General features: G+C 40.6%; 15 protein-coding genes and 6 pseudogenes. 10 read left to right on the top strand and 11 right to left on the bottom strand.

Translation table 11 applies throughout. The annotated features are described in order from the left end of the window. Positions 1-56: 56 nt before the first annotated feature. On the top strand, positions 57-1,808 hold the full coding sequence (locus PI20285_RS11245) for an ABC transporter ATP-binding protein (protein WP_014386903.1): 1,752 nt from the start codon (positions 57-59) through the stop codon (positions 1,806-1,808). Between the two features lie 271 nt (positions 1,809-2,079). Here PI20285_RS11245 and PI20285_RS11240 read toward each other — a convergent pair whose 3' ends face one another. The 7 genes from PI20285_RS11240 to PI20285_RS11205 all read right to left on the bottom strand — a co-directional run bounded on the left by PI20285_RS11240 (position 2,080) and on the right by PI20285_RS11205 (position 7,451). Then, positions 2,080-2,958, bottom strand: a complete 879-nt coding sequence (locus PI20285_RS11240; RefSeq protein ID WP_105782286.1) for a glycosyltransferase — start codon at positions 2,956-2,958, stop codon at positions 2,080-2,082. Between the two features lie 13 nt (positions 2,959-2,971). Further along, positions 2,972-3,445: a site-specific DNA-methyltransferase gene (locus tag PI20285_RS11235; protein ID WP_052694457.1), complete on the bottom strand. Its 474-nt coding sequence runs from the start codon at positions 3,443-3,445 to the stop codon at positions 2,972-2,974. A gap of 21 nt (positions 3,446-3,466) precedes the next feature. Continuing rightward, positions 3,467-3,970, bottom strand: coding sequence for a DUF536 domain-containing protein (locus PI20285_RS11230; protein ID WP_046870764.1), 504 nt, complete (start codon positions 3,968-3,970; stop codon positions 3,467-3,469). Positions 3,971-4,260: 290 nt separating this feature from the next. Next, complete coding sequence (locus PI20285_RS11220; protein WP_057775603.1) at positions 4,261-5,196, bottom strand: replication initiation protein; 936 nt, start codon at positions 5,194-5,196, stop codon at positions 4,261-4,263. Positions 5,197-5,904: 708 nt separating this feature from the next. Continuing rightward, entirely contained in the window at positions 5,905-6,117 is a 213-nt protein-coding gene (locus PI20285_RS11215) for a hypothetical protein (RefSeq protein WP_170045922.1), read from the bottom strand. A 374-nt stretch (positions 6,118-6,491) separates the two neighbouring features. Further along, positions 6,492-6,851, bottom strand: a complete 360-nt coding sequence (locus PI20285_RS11210) for a hypothetical protein (protein ID WP_015474693.1) — start codon at positions 6,849-6,851, stop codon at positions 6,492-6,494. A 12-nt stretch (positions 6,852-6,863) separates the two neighbouring features. Further along, on the bottom strand, positions 6,864-7,451 hold the full coding sequence (locus PI20285_RS11205) for a site-specific integrase (RefSeq protein ID WP_105782285.1): 588 nt from the start codon (positions 7,449-7,451) through the stop codon (positions 6,864-6,866). A gap of 76 nt (positions 7,452-7,527) precedes the next feature. On the opposite strand from PI20285_RS11205, the gene PI20285_RS11200 reads away from it, so the two are divergent. The 3 genes and pseudogenes from PI20285_RS11200 to PI20285_RS11190 all read left to right on the top strand — a co-directional run bounded on the left by PI20285_RS11200 (position 7,528) and on the right by PI20285_RS11190 (position 9,517). After that, entirely contained in the window at positions 7,528-7,806 is a 279-nt protein-coding gene (locus tag PI20285_RS11200) for a type II toxin-antitoxin system Phd/YefM family antitoxin (protein WP_003586674.1), read from the top strand. Next, the gene (locus PI20285_RS11195; RefSeq protein ID WP_002834562.1) at positions 7,806-8,162 is read left to right on the top strand and encodes a type II toxin-antitoxin system YafQ family toxin; all 357 of its coding nucleotides are present in this window, start codon (positions 7,806-7,808) and stop codon (positions 8,160-8,162) included. The genes PI20285_RS11200 and PI20285_RS11195 overlap by 1 nt, the downstream gene beginning before the upstream one ends. Before the next feature lie 142 nt (positions 8,163-8,304). Continuing rightward, positions 8,305-9,517 (top strand): annotated as a pseudogene (locus PI20285_RS11190) (MFS transporter). 74 nt (positions 9,518-9,591) lie between these two features. Here the strand turns inward: PI20285_RS11190 and PI20285_RS11185 are convergent. Both PI20285_RS11185 and PI20285_RS11180 read right to left on the bottom strand, forming a co-directional pair. Then, positions 9,592-11,787 (bottom strand): heavy metal translocating P-type ATPase, encoded by a 2,196-nt coding sequence (locus PI20285_RS11185; RefSeq protein WP_057775367.1) that lies wholly within the window; start codon positions 11,785-11,787, stop codon positions 9,592-9,594. 250 nt (positions 11,788-12,037) lie between these two features. Continuing rightward, positions 12,038-12,469, bottom strand: a complete 432-nt coding sequence (locus tag PI20285_RS11180; RefSeq protein WP_002816262.1) for a CopY/TcrY family copper transport repressor — start codon at positions 12,467-12,469, stop codon at positions 12,038-12,040. A gap of 280 nt (positions 12,470-12,749) precedes the next feature. On the opposite strand from PI20285_RS11180, the pseudogene PI20285_RS11750 reads away from it, so the two are divergent. Together PI20285_RS11750 and PI20285_RS11685 are read left to right on the top strand one after the other, a co-directional pair. Then, positions 12,750-12,887 (top strand): annotated as a pseudogene (locus PI20285_RS11750) (IS5/IS1182 family transposase); the annotation flags it as partial. Beyond that, positions 12,879-13,050, top strand: a pseudogene (locus PI20285_RS11685) (type II toxin-antitoxin system YafQ family toxin); the annotation flags it as partial. The pseudogenes PI20285_RS11750 and PI20285_RS11685, both read left to right, overlap by 9 nt. A 238-nt stretch (positions 13,051-13,288) precedes the next feature. Here the strand turns inward: PI20285_RS11685 and arsC are convergent. After that, positions 13,289-13,705, bottom strand: a complete 417-nt coding sequence (gene arsC / locus PI20285_RS11170) for an arsenate reductase (thioredoxin) (RefSeq protein ID WP_010276791.1) — start codon at positions 13,703-13,705, stop codon at positions 13,289-13,291. Positions 13,706-14,105: 400 nt separating this feature from the next. Between arsC and PI20285_RS11160 the strand changes: the two genes are divergently transcribed. Next, entirely contained in the window at positions 14,106-14,366 is a 261-nt protein-coding gene (locus PI20285_RS11160; protein ID WP_057775365.1) for a transposase, read from the top strand. A gap of 14 nt (positions 14,367-14,380) precedes the next feature. Continuing rightward, positions 14,381-15,208, top strand: a pseudogene (locus PI20285_RS11155) (IS3 family transposase); the annotation flags it as partial. A gap of 311 nt (positions 15,209-15,519) precedes the next feature. Here PI20285_RS11155 and PI20285_RS11150 read toward each other — a convergent pair. After that, positions 15,520-15,648, bottom strand: a pseudogene (locus PI20285_RS11150) (DNA-binding protein); the annotation flags it as partial. A 208-nt stretch (positions 15,649-15,856) separates the two neighbouring features. Here PI20285_RS11150 and PI20285_RS11145 point away from each other — a divergent pair. Both PI20285_RS11145 and PI20285_RS11945 read left to right on the top strand, forming a co-directional pair. Beyond that, positions 15,857-16,771, top strand: a pseudogene (locus tag PI20285_RS11145) (IS30 family transposase); the annotation flags it as partial. Continuing rightward, entirely contained in the window at positions 16,763-17,152 is a 390-nt protein-coding gene (locus PI20285_RS11945; RefSeq protein WP_245080730.1) for a GNAT family N-acetyltransferase, read from the top strand. The pseudogene PI20285_RS11145 and the gene PI20285_RS11945, both read left to right, overlap by 9 nt. Positions 17,153-17,193 lie beyond the last annotated feature (41 nt).

Raw genomic sequence — 17,193 nt, 5'->3', positions numbered from 1 at the left:
TTTGGGATAACAATGGATGTATACACATCATTAGAAGGATTTAGGGGATAATTTTGATGCAAGCTCAGTCCAAGAACAATACCAAGTTTAACTTTAAAACATTTATGGGCCTAATCAACCGAATTCACCCCCGTTACTGGCAACTGCTGCTTGGCTTTTTTCTAGGAGTTGTCGCAACGGCGATGCAATTGATGGTTCCCGGCATCGCCAAGGGGATCATCAACTCAATCGGTCATTCAATGGATGTCGGCCTAATCGTTGCCGTCATTTTACTATTCGTTTTCAGTACCATTATTGGAGCCTTTTCCGGCAGTATTTTAGGCTTCTTCGGTGAAGACGTCGTCTATAAGCTGCGAACAACACTTTGGGATAAAATCTTAACCCTGCCGGTGGGTTATTTTGACCAAACCAAATCTGGCGAAATAACGTCCAGGTTGGTCAATGATTCCACACAGGTCAAGGAACTGTTGGCCAATTCGGTTCCCAAAACCGCAACTTCGATTCTGCAACTGGTTGGCGCATTGGTCTTAATGCTCATCATGGACTGGCGGATGGCTATCATTATGTTTATCGCCGTTCCGCTCGTCTTGATCTGCCTGCTGCCAATTGTCCGCCAATCCCACAAAGTTGCCAGAGCGAGACAGGACGCACTGGCAGATCTCAATGGTAAAGCCGGTGAAATGCTGGGCGAAGTCCGTCTAGTCAAATCGTCTACCGCAGAAAACTTAGAACGAACAGCCGGCGATAAACGGATGTATCGCCTTTATCGCATCGGGTTAAAAGAAGCGATCTATGATTCAATTGCCGGACCTGTAATGGGCATGGTCATGATGGCCATGGTCCTGGGAATTCTGGGCTATGGTGCGATCCGGGTTCGGGAAGGTGCCATTGATATTGGGACCTTATTTTCATTTCTGATGTACCTGGTTCAAATGATTAGTCCATTTGCGGTTCTCGGCCAATTCATGTCTGATGTTGCCAAGGCAAGTGGCTCAACCACTCGAATCCAGGCATTATTGCAAACTCATGAAGAAGATCGTCTGACTGGAACGGATTTGGATATTGGCGATCAAACACTTCAGATGAACCACGTCAGTTTTTCTTATGATCAGCATCACCCCATTTTATCCGACGTGTCGTTTACGGCAGAACCCAATTCGGTCATTGCCTTTGCCGGACCATCCGGCGGTGGCAAATCAACCATTTTCAGCTTAATTGAACGTTTTTATGAACCTAACGAGGGCAGCATCACGATTGGCAATACCAATATTACTGATATTCAACTTGCCGATTGGCGCCAGCAAATCGGCCTGGTCGGCCAAGACGCTGCGATCATGTCTGGAACGATTCGTTACAATTTAACCTATGGTTTGCCGGGGCATTTTTCCGATGAACAGCTTTGGCATGTCTTGGAAATGGCTTACGCAACGCAATTTGTCCAGAAGATGCCTCGGGGCTTGGACACGGAAGTCGGTGAGCGTGGAGTCAAGGTATCGGGGGGCCAACGCCAACGATTGGCGATTGCCCGGGCCTTCCTGCGTAATCCAAAAATCTTAATGTTGGATGAAGCAACGGCGAGCCTGGATTCTGAGTCCGAAATGATGGTCCAAAAAGCGCTGGACCAGTTGATGGCCAATCGAACAACATTGGTGATCGCCCACAGGCTAAGCACAATTACCAACGCCGACGAAATTTATTTCATAGAAAACGGCAGGGTAACGGGCCAGGGAACCCACCAACAGTTAGTGAAAACGACTCCTTTGTATAGGGAGTATGTGAAAAATCAGAGCGCGACGAGCAACGGGTGAGGCGGTTTCTAAGGGTAATTTGATTGAAGTCCCTGGGTTTGGGACTTTAATTAAAGTGCACTTAGAAGTTAGCCTCAGTTGCGTCGGAGCGTATTTTAAAGGCCGGAGGGATCTCAAAATCCCCTAACCCCACCAACCAATCGATAATTCTTCCACTTCCTGCACACCAATCCAATCAAGACAAAATATAAAAAGAGCCAATCATTCCAAAAACAGGAATAATCAGCTCGTTCATTAAGATTCTAAGAGCAACACATCTCGCATCGCACCCTCACTCAGTTTCCAATTCCCCTTCAGCATCCAATTCAGCCATAATCTCCTGATACTCGGCTAAAATATCATCATATTCATGCAAATGAAGTTGCTGGTGAACTTTATCAACTTCCCAAGGCTTGACCGAAACCGTGTGGACGATCGGCCATAATTTCCAGCGGGTGGAGAAATGCTGAAAAACGGTGTCAGATTGAACATCCTGTTGCTCATTGTATTTTTCAGGGGCAAAAGCCTTGTGCTTGGCCAGCTTATTCATCGCGGACTGGTCCGGCATAATCATCGGCCATTTTCGGCAGCATTCCCGGCAGCGGGCCAGTAATTTGTCTTGTCGGATCATATCCAGGTTCATCAGGAGCATCCCCGAGTTAATGTAATCAAATGCTCTCTGTTGATGATGGAAGAACCAACGACCGTAATGATCCAATACGCCAACAAAATCAGTTCCTGCCAGTGATTGATGATAAAAATCTTCAAACGGCCGGCGACACACAACGTCAGCGTCCAAATACAGAATCCGATCGGAAAATTGCGGCACCAAATCACTATACAGCCGCAACATACTATAGGGCGTGCATAACGTGTTGATGTTCGCCTTGGGCAAATCCGCCTCAAACTGAGTGGTAATGTCAATTTTGGTAACGCCACTATCGACATTTTCCCGCTTGACCAGTTGATTCAAAAAGGCTGCGTGATCGTCAGTCAGCGCTTGAAATTGCTGATGACGATTATACAATTGTCCAGTTAAAATGTAGATGTTGAGTGGTTCTTGCGCGTGTTTTGTCAGTGAGAGGATTGAAATAATCAACCCCGAAAACATGTGGTCATCTCCACAGTATAAAATATCCAAACCGCATTCATCCCCCAATTCGTGTCTCATCAATCAAAGTGTGTCATATTTCCAGAGAAATGGCAACCAATTCAGGTTTAGCAATGATTTCGTTTAAAAATGGTTCATCAGCAGATTCATCTTTATCCAGATCTTCTTTAGTCATACCAGCTTTTAAAACAGTATCTTTAAAGGGAAAATCCAAAACAACATCAGCAGATTCATCAATAAATTTTCCATTAGCTGTTAAACCAATTTTATTTGTATATTTGGTGTAACTGTTTTCCCAAAATTCTTTATATTCAAACATTTCAATAAATTGATTGAGTCTAAATACTTCAGTGTCAGCAATTTTTTCTACATAATTTTTATGTATTAAAGGATCTTTAAATAGCTTTGTCATCAATTCACGGTCAAATTTATCCAAGTCATTAATTACATTATTTCGTTTCAGAGAACCCTTACTAGTTAAATACTTGTTTCCAAACTCTCCTAAAATACTTTTGACTTGAGACATTATCTTAGGTTCTATTTCCATTCTTAATTCACCCTTTAATTTTTACCAAAAATGCCACCAACTCTTATTGACTTTATTTTTATGTATTCTTTTTTTCTTTTCATCGACAATATGACTTTGATCTTGCTTGTCGTTTGATTGTTGCTGTTGAGTTGCACTAGAAGGTTCAAGCAATCCACTCAATTTCCGAATGTGCTCTTTTAATCGATGGTTTTCTGTTACCGTTGCTATCTGTAATTTTTGTTGCTGGTCTAAGGCTTGTTGTAAATTTGCAATTTGTTGATCTTTAACATCAAGTTGTTTCAGCAAGATGTGATCAATCTTGTCATTCTTGTCGTTTTTATCTTGCTGATTTGGTTGTCGGTCTTGCCGTTTTTGCTTGCCAAAGTTAGCAAGCATTTTAACGCCTTGGTTGTCTATTTCTAGATGGTTTTTGACTTTATAAGTGTGTTTGCTTCGAAAGCCATTAATACTATTAATACGTTGATTAATAGCTTGTTTTGATAATTTCAATTCTTCTGAAAGTTGTCGAATAGTCTTGCCCAATAGTTTCACCACCTAATTAATCCGCCTTAAATTATAAGTTAAAAACGACAATAACACCAATCGACAAGCAAAGCTTAAACTTGGTTGTCGATTGGTGTTATTGTCGTTTTTTAAACTAGGTATCAATCTTCAAGCTAAACTATAATTGATTTGGTTCTGGTTGTTGCCACCAATGAATGTTGCTTTAACGGCAAATATCCCGAATTAACAACAACTAAAGTTTGCATCTAGTTTTTTCCCTAATGGCTTGTTTTGATACACCAAACTCATCAGCAAGTTCTCTAATAGTTTTAGGCATTATTTCCAAGCCCCTTTCGGAGTTCAGCAAGTGCTTCTTGTCTTGCTTGATCTCTGATTTTTTTATCGTGCTCGGCCTGTTTATCAGCCAATGCTTGTTTCTCAGTGGAGCCTAAAGTCAACCCCTTAACTTTGTCAATGGCACGCCATTTTTCTTGTTCTGTTAATTCACCATTATTCTGGATATTAAAAAGTTTTTGACGCTCATCTTGGAACTTACCTTGAGAAAAGTCGTTTTCGTCTTTTCTTTCAGGCTTCCAAGTAAAAGTATAACCAATCACTGGTTTCCCACGACCTTTACCATATTTTTTTCGTATAGTTAGGCCTCTAAACAAAGGGGTTAGTTCTTCCTTAATTGGGCGAATAACCCTAGATTCAACGTTCGCAGGCTTACTCCAATAGCTTTGTGGAATATCTAGTAGTTCAAAGAAATCATTTTTAGAAAAATAAGCATAACCAGTGGTTCGGAATTGTTTAAGAATACGAAAAGTTGTTTTTGCGTAACTACTCTTTAAATCTCGGAACTCTGTCAAAGCATAACGAACCCAACTTTCGAGATTATTTAGAAGTTTCAACGCTTTGGGATAAATTTGAATATCAACATAAGGAACGTCTGCAGATCCCTTAATTTCAAATCGAGTGAACATGACAAACATCTCTCTATCAAGACCATCTTTACTTCGAGAGCCAAATCTAAGACCTAGTATTTTTTGATATGTACTTTGTATGTCATCAATAAACCGATTATTTGCGGTTGGCTTATAGGCACTTAACTCTTTTAACTGATCAAAGGTAAATCTAACAGTATCATTACCTTTATCACGCATTCTAGAAACTACAGAAAAGAACAAGTTCATTTCTACAGGAGTAAACCTTCGCAAGGGGATTGTATTTAATTCAGGGTCATATTTGACTAATTCATTGCTCATAAAATAACCTCCTTGAATAATACTACCTTATTTGAATACAGGAGTAAATAAATGTAGTCGATAAACAGACAAAATGTAGTCGATAAACAGACAAAATGTAGTCGATAAACAGACAAAATGTAGTCGATAAACAGACAAAATGTAGTCGATAAACTTCTGTACGCCTTGGGGGAGTAAGGCGCAATAGGGGTCTAAAAGAGGTTTAAAAGAGGTTTATAAAAGAGGTTTAAAAGAGGCACCGCTGTACGAGATTAAAATCTAGAAACAAAAAACACAACGGAGTGAGCCAAAAACCGGCTCACATTAAACTCCAGTCGCACAGCTCCTTGCACCTCACTCTGTTCGTTGGTTAAAAGGTGTGGTAAGCCACATTTAATCGGGCGCTAACGCCCCGAACCCCGTCCAAGCTGAGCCAGCTTAACCGCTTTTTCACTCGCCGTTAGGCAGGAAAGCAAAGTTTCTATAAAACTTTGGCTTTCGCCAATTCAGTGTTAAGACTGGTTTAGAGCTGTCAATTCCTTATGCTCCCACGCTACGCTCGTCCGCTACCATTGACAGCAAACAGTTAGTTTTTCTGAATCTTAACAAGACTTTAACTGCTATATTCGTTTTTAAGGGCCTTATTTCTCGTTTCTAGCGGTTTTAAGACTGTTTATATATATTTATACCAAAGGAAAAATAAAAAGCCCTCAGCAGGCTATTAGAGGGCTAAATGACGAAACCTGGACGACTAATAATATCTTCTTGCCTTTTTTGCAAAATATAAGTGTATAAGGAATCATACAAGTTCTTTTTAATCTCGTCAGGTTCATTGACGGAAGCTTCAAATAATTCTTGAATATCAACTTGCCAAGGATCAGCGAGCATTTCATTAATTGGTTTTAATACTTTCTTTTCGTCCATCCTAATTACTCCTAACATCAAAATAATGCTTTCAGTTTAGATACACAGTTCTTACAGTTAGTTATTCAAATTGTGTTGCCAAGTTTATGAAGATTCTCTGCATAAAGCAATTAAAAATTTTGGTTGAAAGTAGCAGTATCTGCAACATTTTTTAAGTATTTAAAGCATAACAAACTTAGTTAAGTGCAAGCATAAATTGAATTAAAAATACATTCAATTCAACAACGACAAAAATTGATTTTATGGGTATCAGCAGACCGAGTGAAACGAGGTCAATGCGCACTTACACCCTTGACACTTGTCAAGGGTAGATTTAATCCCCATTTTGATGGGCATTATTTGTATTAGAAGGCTAGCGCCAACGATAAAAATCCTAGAGCCAAATCTCAAGATTAATCAATCACATTACGAAGGATCCAATGACTATAAGCAAGACGAGCACCGGGAGTTATTACCCAGGGGTGATTAATTTCGAAAATTTGAATTTCAGTTGCTAAGTAAAGTGGCGTCTTACCATGATTAAAAGCAAAAACGGGTTGCGGAAAATCAGGCTTACTAGCAACTTGATGAACACTTTGACGAGAGTTCATCTGCCAGCGAATTTTTAAATCTTCACGCGACAATAACTGTGGCAGCTGTGTTTTTTCAAGTTGAGCTTGTTGCTGCAACTTTTGTGTAAACTCTTGTTTAGTCTTGTTTTGATGCCAATCATCAAAAAGATCATACTTGTTTGATTTAAAATCTAAATCCATAAAGCCAGCCTCCTAACCAAAATCAATTTTATCCAGCATCGTTTCAGTACTAGCCTGGTCTAAGCCTAAATAAGCTAAAGTCATGGCTTCACTTGAATGGTTTAATAAGTGCATGACCAAACCAATATTATAATTAGATTGTGTGTAGACGCGATAAGCCCCGGTTTTACGCATTGTATGGGTCCCTAGATAATTAATTCCTAACAGATCGCCAACCTTGCTCATGATTTTGTAGAACTGTTTTTCCGTGATATGTCGTTCTGGGTGCTGAATCGAGGGAAACAACCAGTCAGAAACCAAATGGTTTTCTTGCAACCAAGCTTGATAGGCTAATAAATCAGTTTGCACGGGTTTTAAGTAGAGCAGGTTAGCTTTACCGGTCTTTTGGTCGTGTATAAACGCATTCTGACGCACGGTGCCGTTTTCGTTAAAGACATCTGTCCAACGAAGCTTCATAACGTCGCTCACTCGCAACAGAGTCGCTTTACCCACTTGAAAAACGGTATAGTTACGCCAACCAGCTTTGAAATTATGGAGTAACGTATCTTGCACTTCTTTGAGCACATTTGAATCTTTGATTGGTAAGACAATTTGTTGCATAGTTTTAGCTCCTTAAAAAATTGATTTTTAGTACAAATTAAAGTACAATATTAAGTACAATGAAAGGGTGGTAAATATGACATTAGCACTAACACAGAGCGATTTTCGCGCTAACCTAAAAAAATATTTAGATCAAGTTAATGACGAAGACGAAACCGTTTATATTGCTCGTTCAAATAGTCGCGCAGTAGCCATCGTTTCACAAGAAAAAATGGACTGGCTAGAAAGAGCATTAAAAGCTAAAGAAGGTTCGTTAGAATATGCAATTGCACGTGATCAGTTAATTAAACGCCATGTTTTACCTGACGATGAAATTGTTGAATCAGATGATGATTATTGGGGTCAGTTTAAATAATGAAAAAACTAAGATTTAAACCACGTGCAACCTTTAATGCTGATCTAAAACGGTTAGCCAGTTTAGACAAATCTATTATTGATGAAGTTCGAGCAGCCATTGATCTGTTGCTTGAGCAACAACAATTACCACCAGAATTTGAAGATCATGAGCTTAATCGGCGAATGAGCGGTTATAATGAATTTCACTTACGAGATACCCCGAAAAACAAAACACCAAGCGAAACTAACGATGTCCTGGTGGTTTATACGATTGATAAAGATGAACTAGTCTTAATTGGCATTCGAGTCGGATCGCATGATCGTTTATTTCCTGGTCAAAATCGTTCTAAAAGGTATCGAAAAAATGACGAATAGAAGAAGTCATTTTTATAATATGAGAATAAATAACCCCTAATATCTACATTATAGATATTAGGGGTTATTCTTTCAATGCTTTTTAGGGGCAATTTTATAATTAGTGCTGGTAAAGGATACAGTGCCATTGCCAACGCCGCTTATAGAAGTGGTGAAAAATTATTTGATAATCAAGAAGGCCACCACTATTTGGTATTTGACCAAGAAAACCGGTTTAGCAACGGTATTGAGCATTGCTACTATTTTAGGAATGCTGCCAATGGTGATTCTTAGTCCGTTTGTTGGTCCTATGGTTGATCGGTGGAACAAAAAAGGCCTCCTAATTTTCCCGGACGTTTTTGCTGCCTGTTTCGCTATTATTCTTTCCGTATCCGGAACGGTCTTTCATGTATTTCCACTTTGGCTCATTTTTATTTCATTACTGATGCGGTCTTGTGCGCAAACCTTCCAGATGCCAACGATTCAATCGGTAATGCCCACAATGGTGCCAGACAAAGAAATTACCCGTATGAACGGCCAACTGGGAATGGTGCAATCCGCGAATATGATTATTGCCCCAGCACTGGGCGCGTTTTTATTTGCGTTTATCCCCATCGAGTACTTGATTCTGTTAGACGTACTTGGGGCCATCATTGGGATTTGTATTTTAACGTGGGTTCAAATTCCTAACAATGAAAAAATTGATCAGCCAATGCATGTGCTCCACAACACTCGCTTGGGGATCAAACAACTTACGAACAACAAGGGCTTGTGGTACATTACGTTGATCGGCGCCGTCTTCACACTAACCTACATGCCTGCTGCCAGCATGTATCCACTCATGACCATGAAATACTTTCAGGGAACCGTTAGTCAGGCTGGCTTAATTGAAGCCATTTATTCAACTGGCATGCTAATCGGCGGCACTATCATTGGCCTCTTTGGTAAGTGGCAGGACCGGATGAAGCCCGTAATCATCGCGTTTTTCCTGGTTGGCATTCCAACCGGTATTAGCGGCATTTTGCCAGGTAACCAAACCGGATTTTTATGGTTCGCAGCTTTAAACATCATTGAAGGAATTGCGACCCCCATTTTTTACAACGCTTTTAATGGCAATGATTCAACAAAGTTATCCAGCAGAAGAGTTAGGGCAGATTCTAGGCGTTTTGAATTCTTTGTTGAATCTAGCTGGACCAATTGGCTTAATTTTTGCCGGTCCCCTAGCTGATGTGATTGGCATTGAACGCCTATTTGTGATTGCAGGAATCGGTGCTGCCATTTGCGGGGTGGTCGCGGTGTTAATGCCAATTACCAGGCAATATGACATTAGGCTGCATCAAAAATTGGCGAAATTAACTGAGCAACCAGATAAGTAATTAACATGATGATCATAAAGAGGAGAAAGACCAGACTACCAGCTGATCTTTCTCCTCTTTTTGTCATCACTTAATTACACGTTTTTAATCTTTTCACCAGTCAATCCCATCGCATTAATTGCCACGATAATTGTCGACATAGCCATGACCGCAGCACCAACGGCTGGGTCTAGAATGATTCCAATAAATGACAACACACCGGCAGCGAGTGGAATTGCGACAATATTGTAGCCTGCTCCCCACCAGAGATTTTGAACCATTTTCCGATTTGTGATTTTAGCCAAATCAAGAAAATGTAAAATATCGCTGGGTTCTGATTTAACCAACACAACATCAGCGGAATCAATGGCAACATCGGTTCCGGCGCCAATTGCAATTCCAATATCGGCCGCGGCAAGACTTGGTGCGTCATTTACGCCGTCACCAACCATGATGACGTGATTGCCCTTTGCTTGATAATCAGCAATAATCTTTTGCTTATCATCTGGTAATAGGCCTGCATGGAATTCAGTCAATCCTAGTAAGTTAGCAACGTGTTCCGCGGCTTTTGGATTATCGCCAGTGAGCATTACGGGGGTAATTCCTCGCCTCTGAAGACCACTAATTAATTCCTTAGCACCCGCTTTGATGGTGTCGCCTTCAGCAACCATTCCTTGAACTTGGGTGCCTTGCAATAGGAAGCTGACGGAATTACCCTTAGCAGCCCATTTATCAGCAGCGGCCTCGTCAAACCTGATCCCTTGCTTCGTTAAATAGTTACCATTAACAATCGTATAGTCAGTGCCATCAACATTACCGGAAATACCAACGCCCGGAATATTTTGAGACTTTTCAGCCGCAACGACTTCAATGTCCTTCGCTTGGGCTTCAGTAATGATTGCTTGGGCCAGCGGATGAGTCGAATTATTTTCAAGGGCGGCCAGTCGACTTAATAACGTTGTTTCGTCAATCCCATCATTTGGAATCAATGCATTCACCGTAAATTTACCTTCTGTTAACGTGCCAGTTTTATCCAAGAGAACGTGGCTAACATGTTGACTTGCTTCAATGGCTTGGCGATTTCGAACTAATAGCCCATTTTGAGCGCCAATCGTAGTAGAACGAGAAACCACTAATGGAATCGCTAATCCTAATGCATGCGGGCAAGCAATCACGAAGACGGTCACCATGATCGTCATTGCAGTCGCCAATCCCTGGGGTAACCAGGCAAAGAAAGCAATAATCCCAACACCAAATGCCGCGTAAAATAGATACTTGGCAACTAAATCAGCTTTATCTTCTGCTTTAGATTTAGCTTGCTGGGCATTTTGAACCATTTTCATTACTTGAGAAAGATAGCCGGAGTCACCAGTACCACTAATTTTAACCGTTAGCGTCCCGTTATTGTTGGTTGCACCACCAATGACCTTATCGCCAACGTTCTTGGTAACGGCAGCAGATTCACCGGTTACCAGTGCTTCATTCACGGTCGACTCCCCAGCCGTAATAACACCATCGGCTGGAATACTCTCACCTGAACGCACTTGGAAAACTTGACCAACTTTTAAATCAGATACTGGCACTTCTTTTGTTTCACCATTATCTGTAACTAGATGGGCCGTCTTAGGCAACAGGGCCGCCATCTTTTGTAAGGCAGCCCCAGCCCCCATCAATGCATTCATTTCAATCCAGTGTCCTAGAAGCATAATTAAAATCAGGGTTGCAAGTTCGAACGAAAAATCCATTACATGATTTGCCGGGTTCAAGAAGTTGTTGGCAATAAATGCGTACAAACTGTAGAAATACGAAACGGAAATTCCAAGGGCTACTAGCGTCATCATTTCAGGAGATTTATTCTGAATTTCCGCTTTAGCCCCCTTTAAAAATGGCATTCCGCCATAAAAGTAAAGTGCTGTATCAAACAAAACGATGATAATGCCAACAATTAGCGGTGAACTTAAACTAAGGATGGAAACGTTTAAACCCATGATTGGTGCTAACAGTAAAACTGGAATCGCTAAGACAACGGAGACCCAAAATTTAACTTTCAAATTCCCCATATGCATCATTGAGCCACCGTGCATCATCATGTCGGTCCCAGCCATATCCATATCACCATGATTCATGTTCATTTGGCTGTGATCCATTTCGGCCATATCGTGGTCCATGTTCATTTGATTATGATCCGTTTCGGTCATATCGTGATCCATATGACTCATATTTGATTCATTATTTTCCATATTCTTAGCACTCATGTTTTTCATGTTCATATGGTCCTCTTTATTTGCCATGATTATCGACCCCCTAAAAATAAGTGTGCGTAGCAAAGCGGTTAGAAGCCGGAATATAAGTTCCTTGTGTGGAAATCCCCGGGCTCGGGATTTTTCCACCAGGTTCTTATATTTAGGCTTCTGCTTTGCGGAGCACCATGTCACTATATGAATGAGAATTACGACAAAAATTCATAAGTTTCCGCCATCAGAAATCCCAGATTCTGGATTTTTGTGCAGCAATCCTAAAAGTAAACAGAACACCACAGTCTTAACACGTTTGATCACCTGGCAAGCAGTTACACTGAACTTCCTCGGGCGCTGTTTTGGCCTTTTCAGCTAGAATCGCCTGTAAGTTCGCAATATCCGCCCGTGAGAGTTCCCTTGACTGAATAACGCCGGCAATTGTTGAACCAGCCCGCATCGCACACATATGGTCAAACAAATCATCTGCCGCTGCCGCCATTGATTCCTTCTCGCCAACAACCGGCTTATACGTGAATGGTCGACTGCCGCCATGCTGCGCAACCGCCTGTTTTTGAATCAACCTGTGAAGTAGCGTTTTGGTTGTTGAAGCTGACCAGCCTTCTAATTCGTTCATAGCATCGATTAGTTCACGACTAGTCGCATGTCCCATTGTCCAAATTGCTCTCATAACCATCCATTCAGAATCGGTGATGGTTACATTCTTTGCATCCTTCAATTGGCTTCCTCCATTAATTGAATTCTAAGTTTACGTTTGTAGCCTCTTAACACTTATTAGTTTACAACTGTAGTTACAATAATGCAACCTTTCTGCCAGAAAATACCATGACATTAAAAAAACGCCTAGATAATATTCCAGGCGTGGTTTGATACGATATGTTAAATTAATGATCTGGGAATTTTTGGTTTTCTTGTTAGTATGGTGAAATGCCTCTTAGAACCTGTCTAGTATCTGCTGAATCTGGTAGAATTGTGGAAAACCGACTGAGGAGTTTGTCATGCCAGATTATCCAAGCAATATTTCTCGAGCGCAATTTGCGTTAATACAACCTGATTTAGAAAACTTCCGCAAGCATACAAGACCGCGTCGTTATGATCTTTATGACGTATTCAATGCCATCCTTTATCACTTACGAAGATACCCCGAAAAACAAAACACCAAGCGAAACTAACGATGTCCTGGTGGTTTATACGATTGATAAAGATGAACTAGTCTTAATTGGCATTCGAGTCGGATCGCATGATCGTTTATTTCCTGGTCAAAATCGTTCTAAAAGGTATCGAAAAAATAACGAATAAAAGAAGCTATTTCTGGTATATAAAAATAAATAACCCCTAATATCTACATTATAGATATTAGGGGTTATTCTTTCAACGTTTTCGAGGGGTTATTTGTTAATTATAGACCCTGAATGGAAGGGTATTTTAGTGAGTGCCTAGTCACATATCTAGCTCATAACCAAAGCCCTGGTATTTTCCTTAGAAGTCAATAAATTAATTGGACTGTTTTACTGCGGCACTATATGGCGTTTTTTTATTAATGAACGTAGTTATTCAAACTTGTAACTAATTTTTTAATTTCGTCACGAACCTTACGGAATTCTTGTAGTTGTTCTTCTAAAGTTCCTGTGGCTTGCGCTGGGTCAGATAAAGGCCAGTGTAAACTCTTGGTTTGAGGGGGAAGCATAGGACATTTATCCTTGGCATCACCACATAAAGTAATAACTAAATCTGAAGTGTTCAAATAATTTAGATCAATTAATTTAGAGTAGTGGCTACTAATATCTACTCCATCTTCAGCCATAACTTTAACAGCATTTAGATTTAACCCATGAGTTTCAATCCCTGCACTCTCGATTTGAAACTCATTTGCCGGCAATATTTTTTTTGCATATCCTTCAGCCATTTGACTGCGACAAGAATTTCCTGTACATAAAAAATAAATTTTTTTCATTCTAAACCACCTATAATTTTAATTTGTATAACACCATGATACACCATAAACTTAAATGCAATGCTTTCATCAACATAGGTGTATAAGTATCAAGGTCTTCTATGTACTTTGTGGCGCTTTAAAGTGCCATTATCTGGAAAATAGGTATTACCAAAATCTTTCAAAATGGCCCCTGTTTTCTCCATAATTTTTGAATCAATCATTTTCTCGTCCTCGTTTGCTAAATGGCCACCATTTTTTAGATTTATTTTGGTCCTGAGTGGCGCTCTCTTCTAAATCATTATGATCATTAACTTCTTCATTTACAAAAGGTTTTGATTGTGTAGTCTGCTCTTATGCTAGATTTACGGACAGATTTTCTTCTGCCCTGTAAACTAATAGCATAGGAGCATTTTTTAATATGATTCGATACAAAAAAGAATTTAAGCAGTCTCTTGTTGATATGCACAATCAAGGCCGTTCATATACTGATCTATCCGCTGAATACGGACCTTCGGTCGACTCAATCCGTAACTGGGTCAAGTTGTACGCGGTCCACGAAGTGCACGGCGAAAAATGGACGCAAGTTGATGTAAACGCATTACAAAAGGAAAACGACAAACTTCGCGAAGAACTTGAGATTTTAAAACGAGCCGCGGTGTTACTTTCGAAGTACAACTAACGCAAAATCGCAAGTTAGGACTGGAAATCATTGACCGTTCGCTCGCAATGGGACACCGCATAACAAGCGTTTTATCAGCTTTGAATATAGCTCGAAGCACTTATTATCAATGGAAAAATTGGCATCCCAGCCAACAAGAGACGCGTCGCAACGCTCTAAAAACGGCAATCAAAGCCGTCTACAACACCAATCGTGGGATCTATGGCTACCGCCGCATCGCCGCATTTTTACGGTTCATTTTGAACACTGAAGTTGGTGATCGTTTGGCTTGGGAGCTCATGAATGAGATGAGCCTTAAATCTCGTATGGTCAGGAAGTCATATAAGAAGCCGACGACGACCACTGACACACCACAAAAGCCCAATCTCATGAAGAATTTGGATGATTTGAGTGGCGTTCTAACGACTGACATCACGTACATCCAGCTGATGAATAGAAACTGGGTTTACCTGGCGACGGTCTATGACCCAGAAAAACGCCGTGTTGTCTCATATGGACTGAGTTCAGAGATGACCAAAGAATTCGCAACATCTGTTGTCGTGAAATCTCTAAGAGCCAACGGTAAAACAAAGATGATTCACAGCGACATGGGAAGCCAGTACACTTCAAGTCTGTTCGAAGAAACGTTGCAAAGCGCTGGGATAGATCATTCTTACTCGCGTAAGGGGCATCCTTACGACAACGCACGTATCGAGAGCTTTCATTCGCTCATCAAGCGTGAGCCGATTTATCACGAAGAATACAGAACCATTGATGATGTCAGGGCATCTGTCGAATGGTATGTGAACTGGTACAACAACGAACGTATTAATTCACGCACTGAATGGCTTCAAGCCGCCTAGACCAATGTTTGGTTTACTTAATCTCGGTTATCGGCACTAGCCGATACGACGCCGTTTATAAGCCGTCACTTGTGAATTTCAAAAATTCGCCTTGTGAAGGCTTATTTGTTGCACGATACAACTTGTGAAATCCGGCTGGTTCACAATCTATACCACCCGTTTTCTCTCACCGGCAGGGCTCGGCCCTGTTCCACCTACACAAACACCCAGAAATCACGCCGTTTTAAGCTGAAATCCGGGTTTTGAAAAATTTTCGGAGTCCGGCACCTCTCGGTGCCGAAAAAACCTGTCCATAATCTTGACATCAGCGCCGTCAATGATTTCAGGTCTTTGATTTCAGATTTGTATTCTTCTAACAATTTTTTATCTTGCAGCGCTAGTCTCTGTTGTTGGTCTAACAAGTTTTGCATTTGAGATATTTGCAAATCTCTATTTTCTAATTATGGACCCTAAATAATTGACAGAAAGGACGTACATATATCTTGATTGTTAGTTAGTTAATTATAGAGACTAACTCAGTAAAAGATTGTATTTGCCTAGATACATCGTTATATGGTAGATTGTAAAATTAAACCGAACACTTGAATAAAAAAGCCGCAGCGCCTTTAATGGTAATTGTCTAAAACAACCATAAAGGAACTGCGACTCATGACTAGTTTATCATCTCAAGAACGCACTGTCATTCAAACTTTACTCGAATTGAATTATTCTGTTCGTGCCATTGCGCGCTTTATTAAACGCTCTCCTTCAACCGTTTCGATTGAAATTCATCAAGTTACACCCTATAAAGCTGAGATTGCTCATGCGTTGGCATTGAAAAAACGTCATCTACGTGGTCGTCATGACACGCTAACACCAGCTATCGCTGTCTTTTTGAATCACCACATTGGTATATTGAAGTGGTCACCAGAAACCGCTGCGCATGTTTTAGGGTTACCTTTCAAAACGATTTATAATTGGCTCAATGCTGGACGACTCAAACTGTCATTAGCTGATTTACCTGACAAAGGTATCCGTCAAAAGCGTCAATCTGATGGTAGACGACAAGTATTTGTGCATGGTCGTTCGATTGAAACGAGACCTGAAAGTGTGAAAGCACGACAAACCTTTGGACATTTTGAAGTTGACACCATGCAATCGGGTAAAAGACGTGGCGATGTGCTGGTGACAATTACTGAAAGACTAAGCCGGCAACATATCGTGAGACAGGTCACTGGGCGCAATAGTCAGGCAGTGACGCCAGTCTTAATTCGTTTTTTTCAAGGGATCAAAAATGCCAAGTCAATCACTGTTGATTGTGGGCGAGAATTTGCAAAATATAACGAAATCGAGCAAAAACTAGGCATTCCAGTCTATTTTGCGTACCCATATTCACCAGAAGAACGTGGGAGTAATGAGATATTAAATCGATACGTCCGTCGTTTTATACCGAAAGAACGCAAAATTGAAACAGTTAGCGCCAAAGAATTAGATCAAATTAATCATTGGCTCAATGCGAGACCAATGAAAACACTCAACTGGCAATCACCACGAAAGGTTTTTCAGCAGTTTGCAGTGTTCGGTTATTTCTTGCAATCTGCCGAATTAAAAAACAAAAACACCTATTTTTATTTTATATTTGATGATGACCACGGTGCCGTGGGATATCTGAAATTGAACACGGCAGATGCACAATCGGAAAATACTTTCAAGGACGCTCTAGAAATTGAACGTATATACATTCGCCACGCTTTTCAAAACCAAGGCCTCGGTGAGATCTTATATAACCTTGCAAAGACTAAGGCTACCCTCTTAGGTAAAAAACAAGTTTGGTTAGGAGTTTGGGAATACAATCAAACAGCCATCACATTTTATCAACACTACGGTTTTGAATTCGCAGGTAGCCGCACCGTTCATCTTGGTGATGCACCCCAAATCGATTTGCTAATGGTCAAACATCTGTGATTAAAATGATTAACTACGTAAAAAGCCCTCAGGATTGGCAT

The sequence above is a fragment of the Pediococcus inopinatus genome (assembly GCF_002982135.1).
GTDB classification, from domain to species: domain Bacteria; phylum Bacillota; class Bacilli; order Lactobacillales; family Lactobacillaceae; genus Pediococcus; species Pediococcus inopinatus.
The sequence above is the reverse complement of the archived record's forward strand: the minus strand, read 5'-3'. Positions and strand labels throughout refer to the sequence as shown.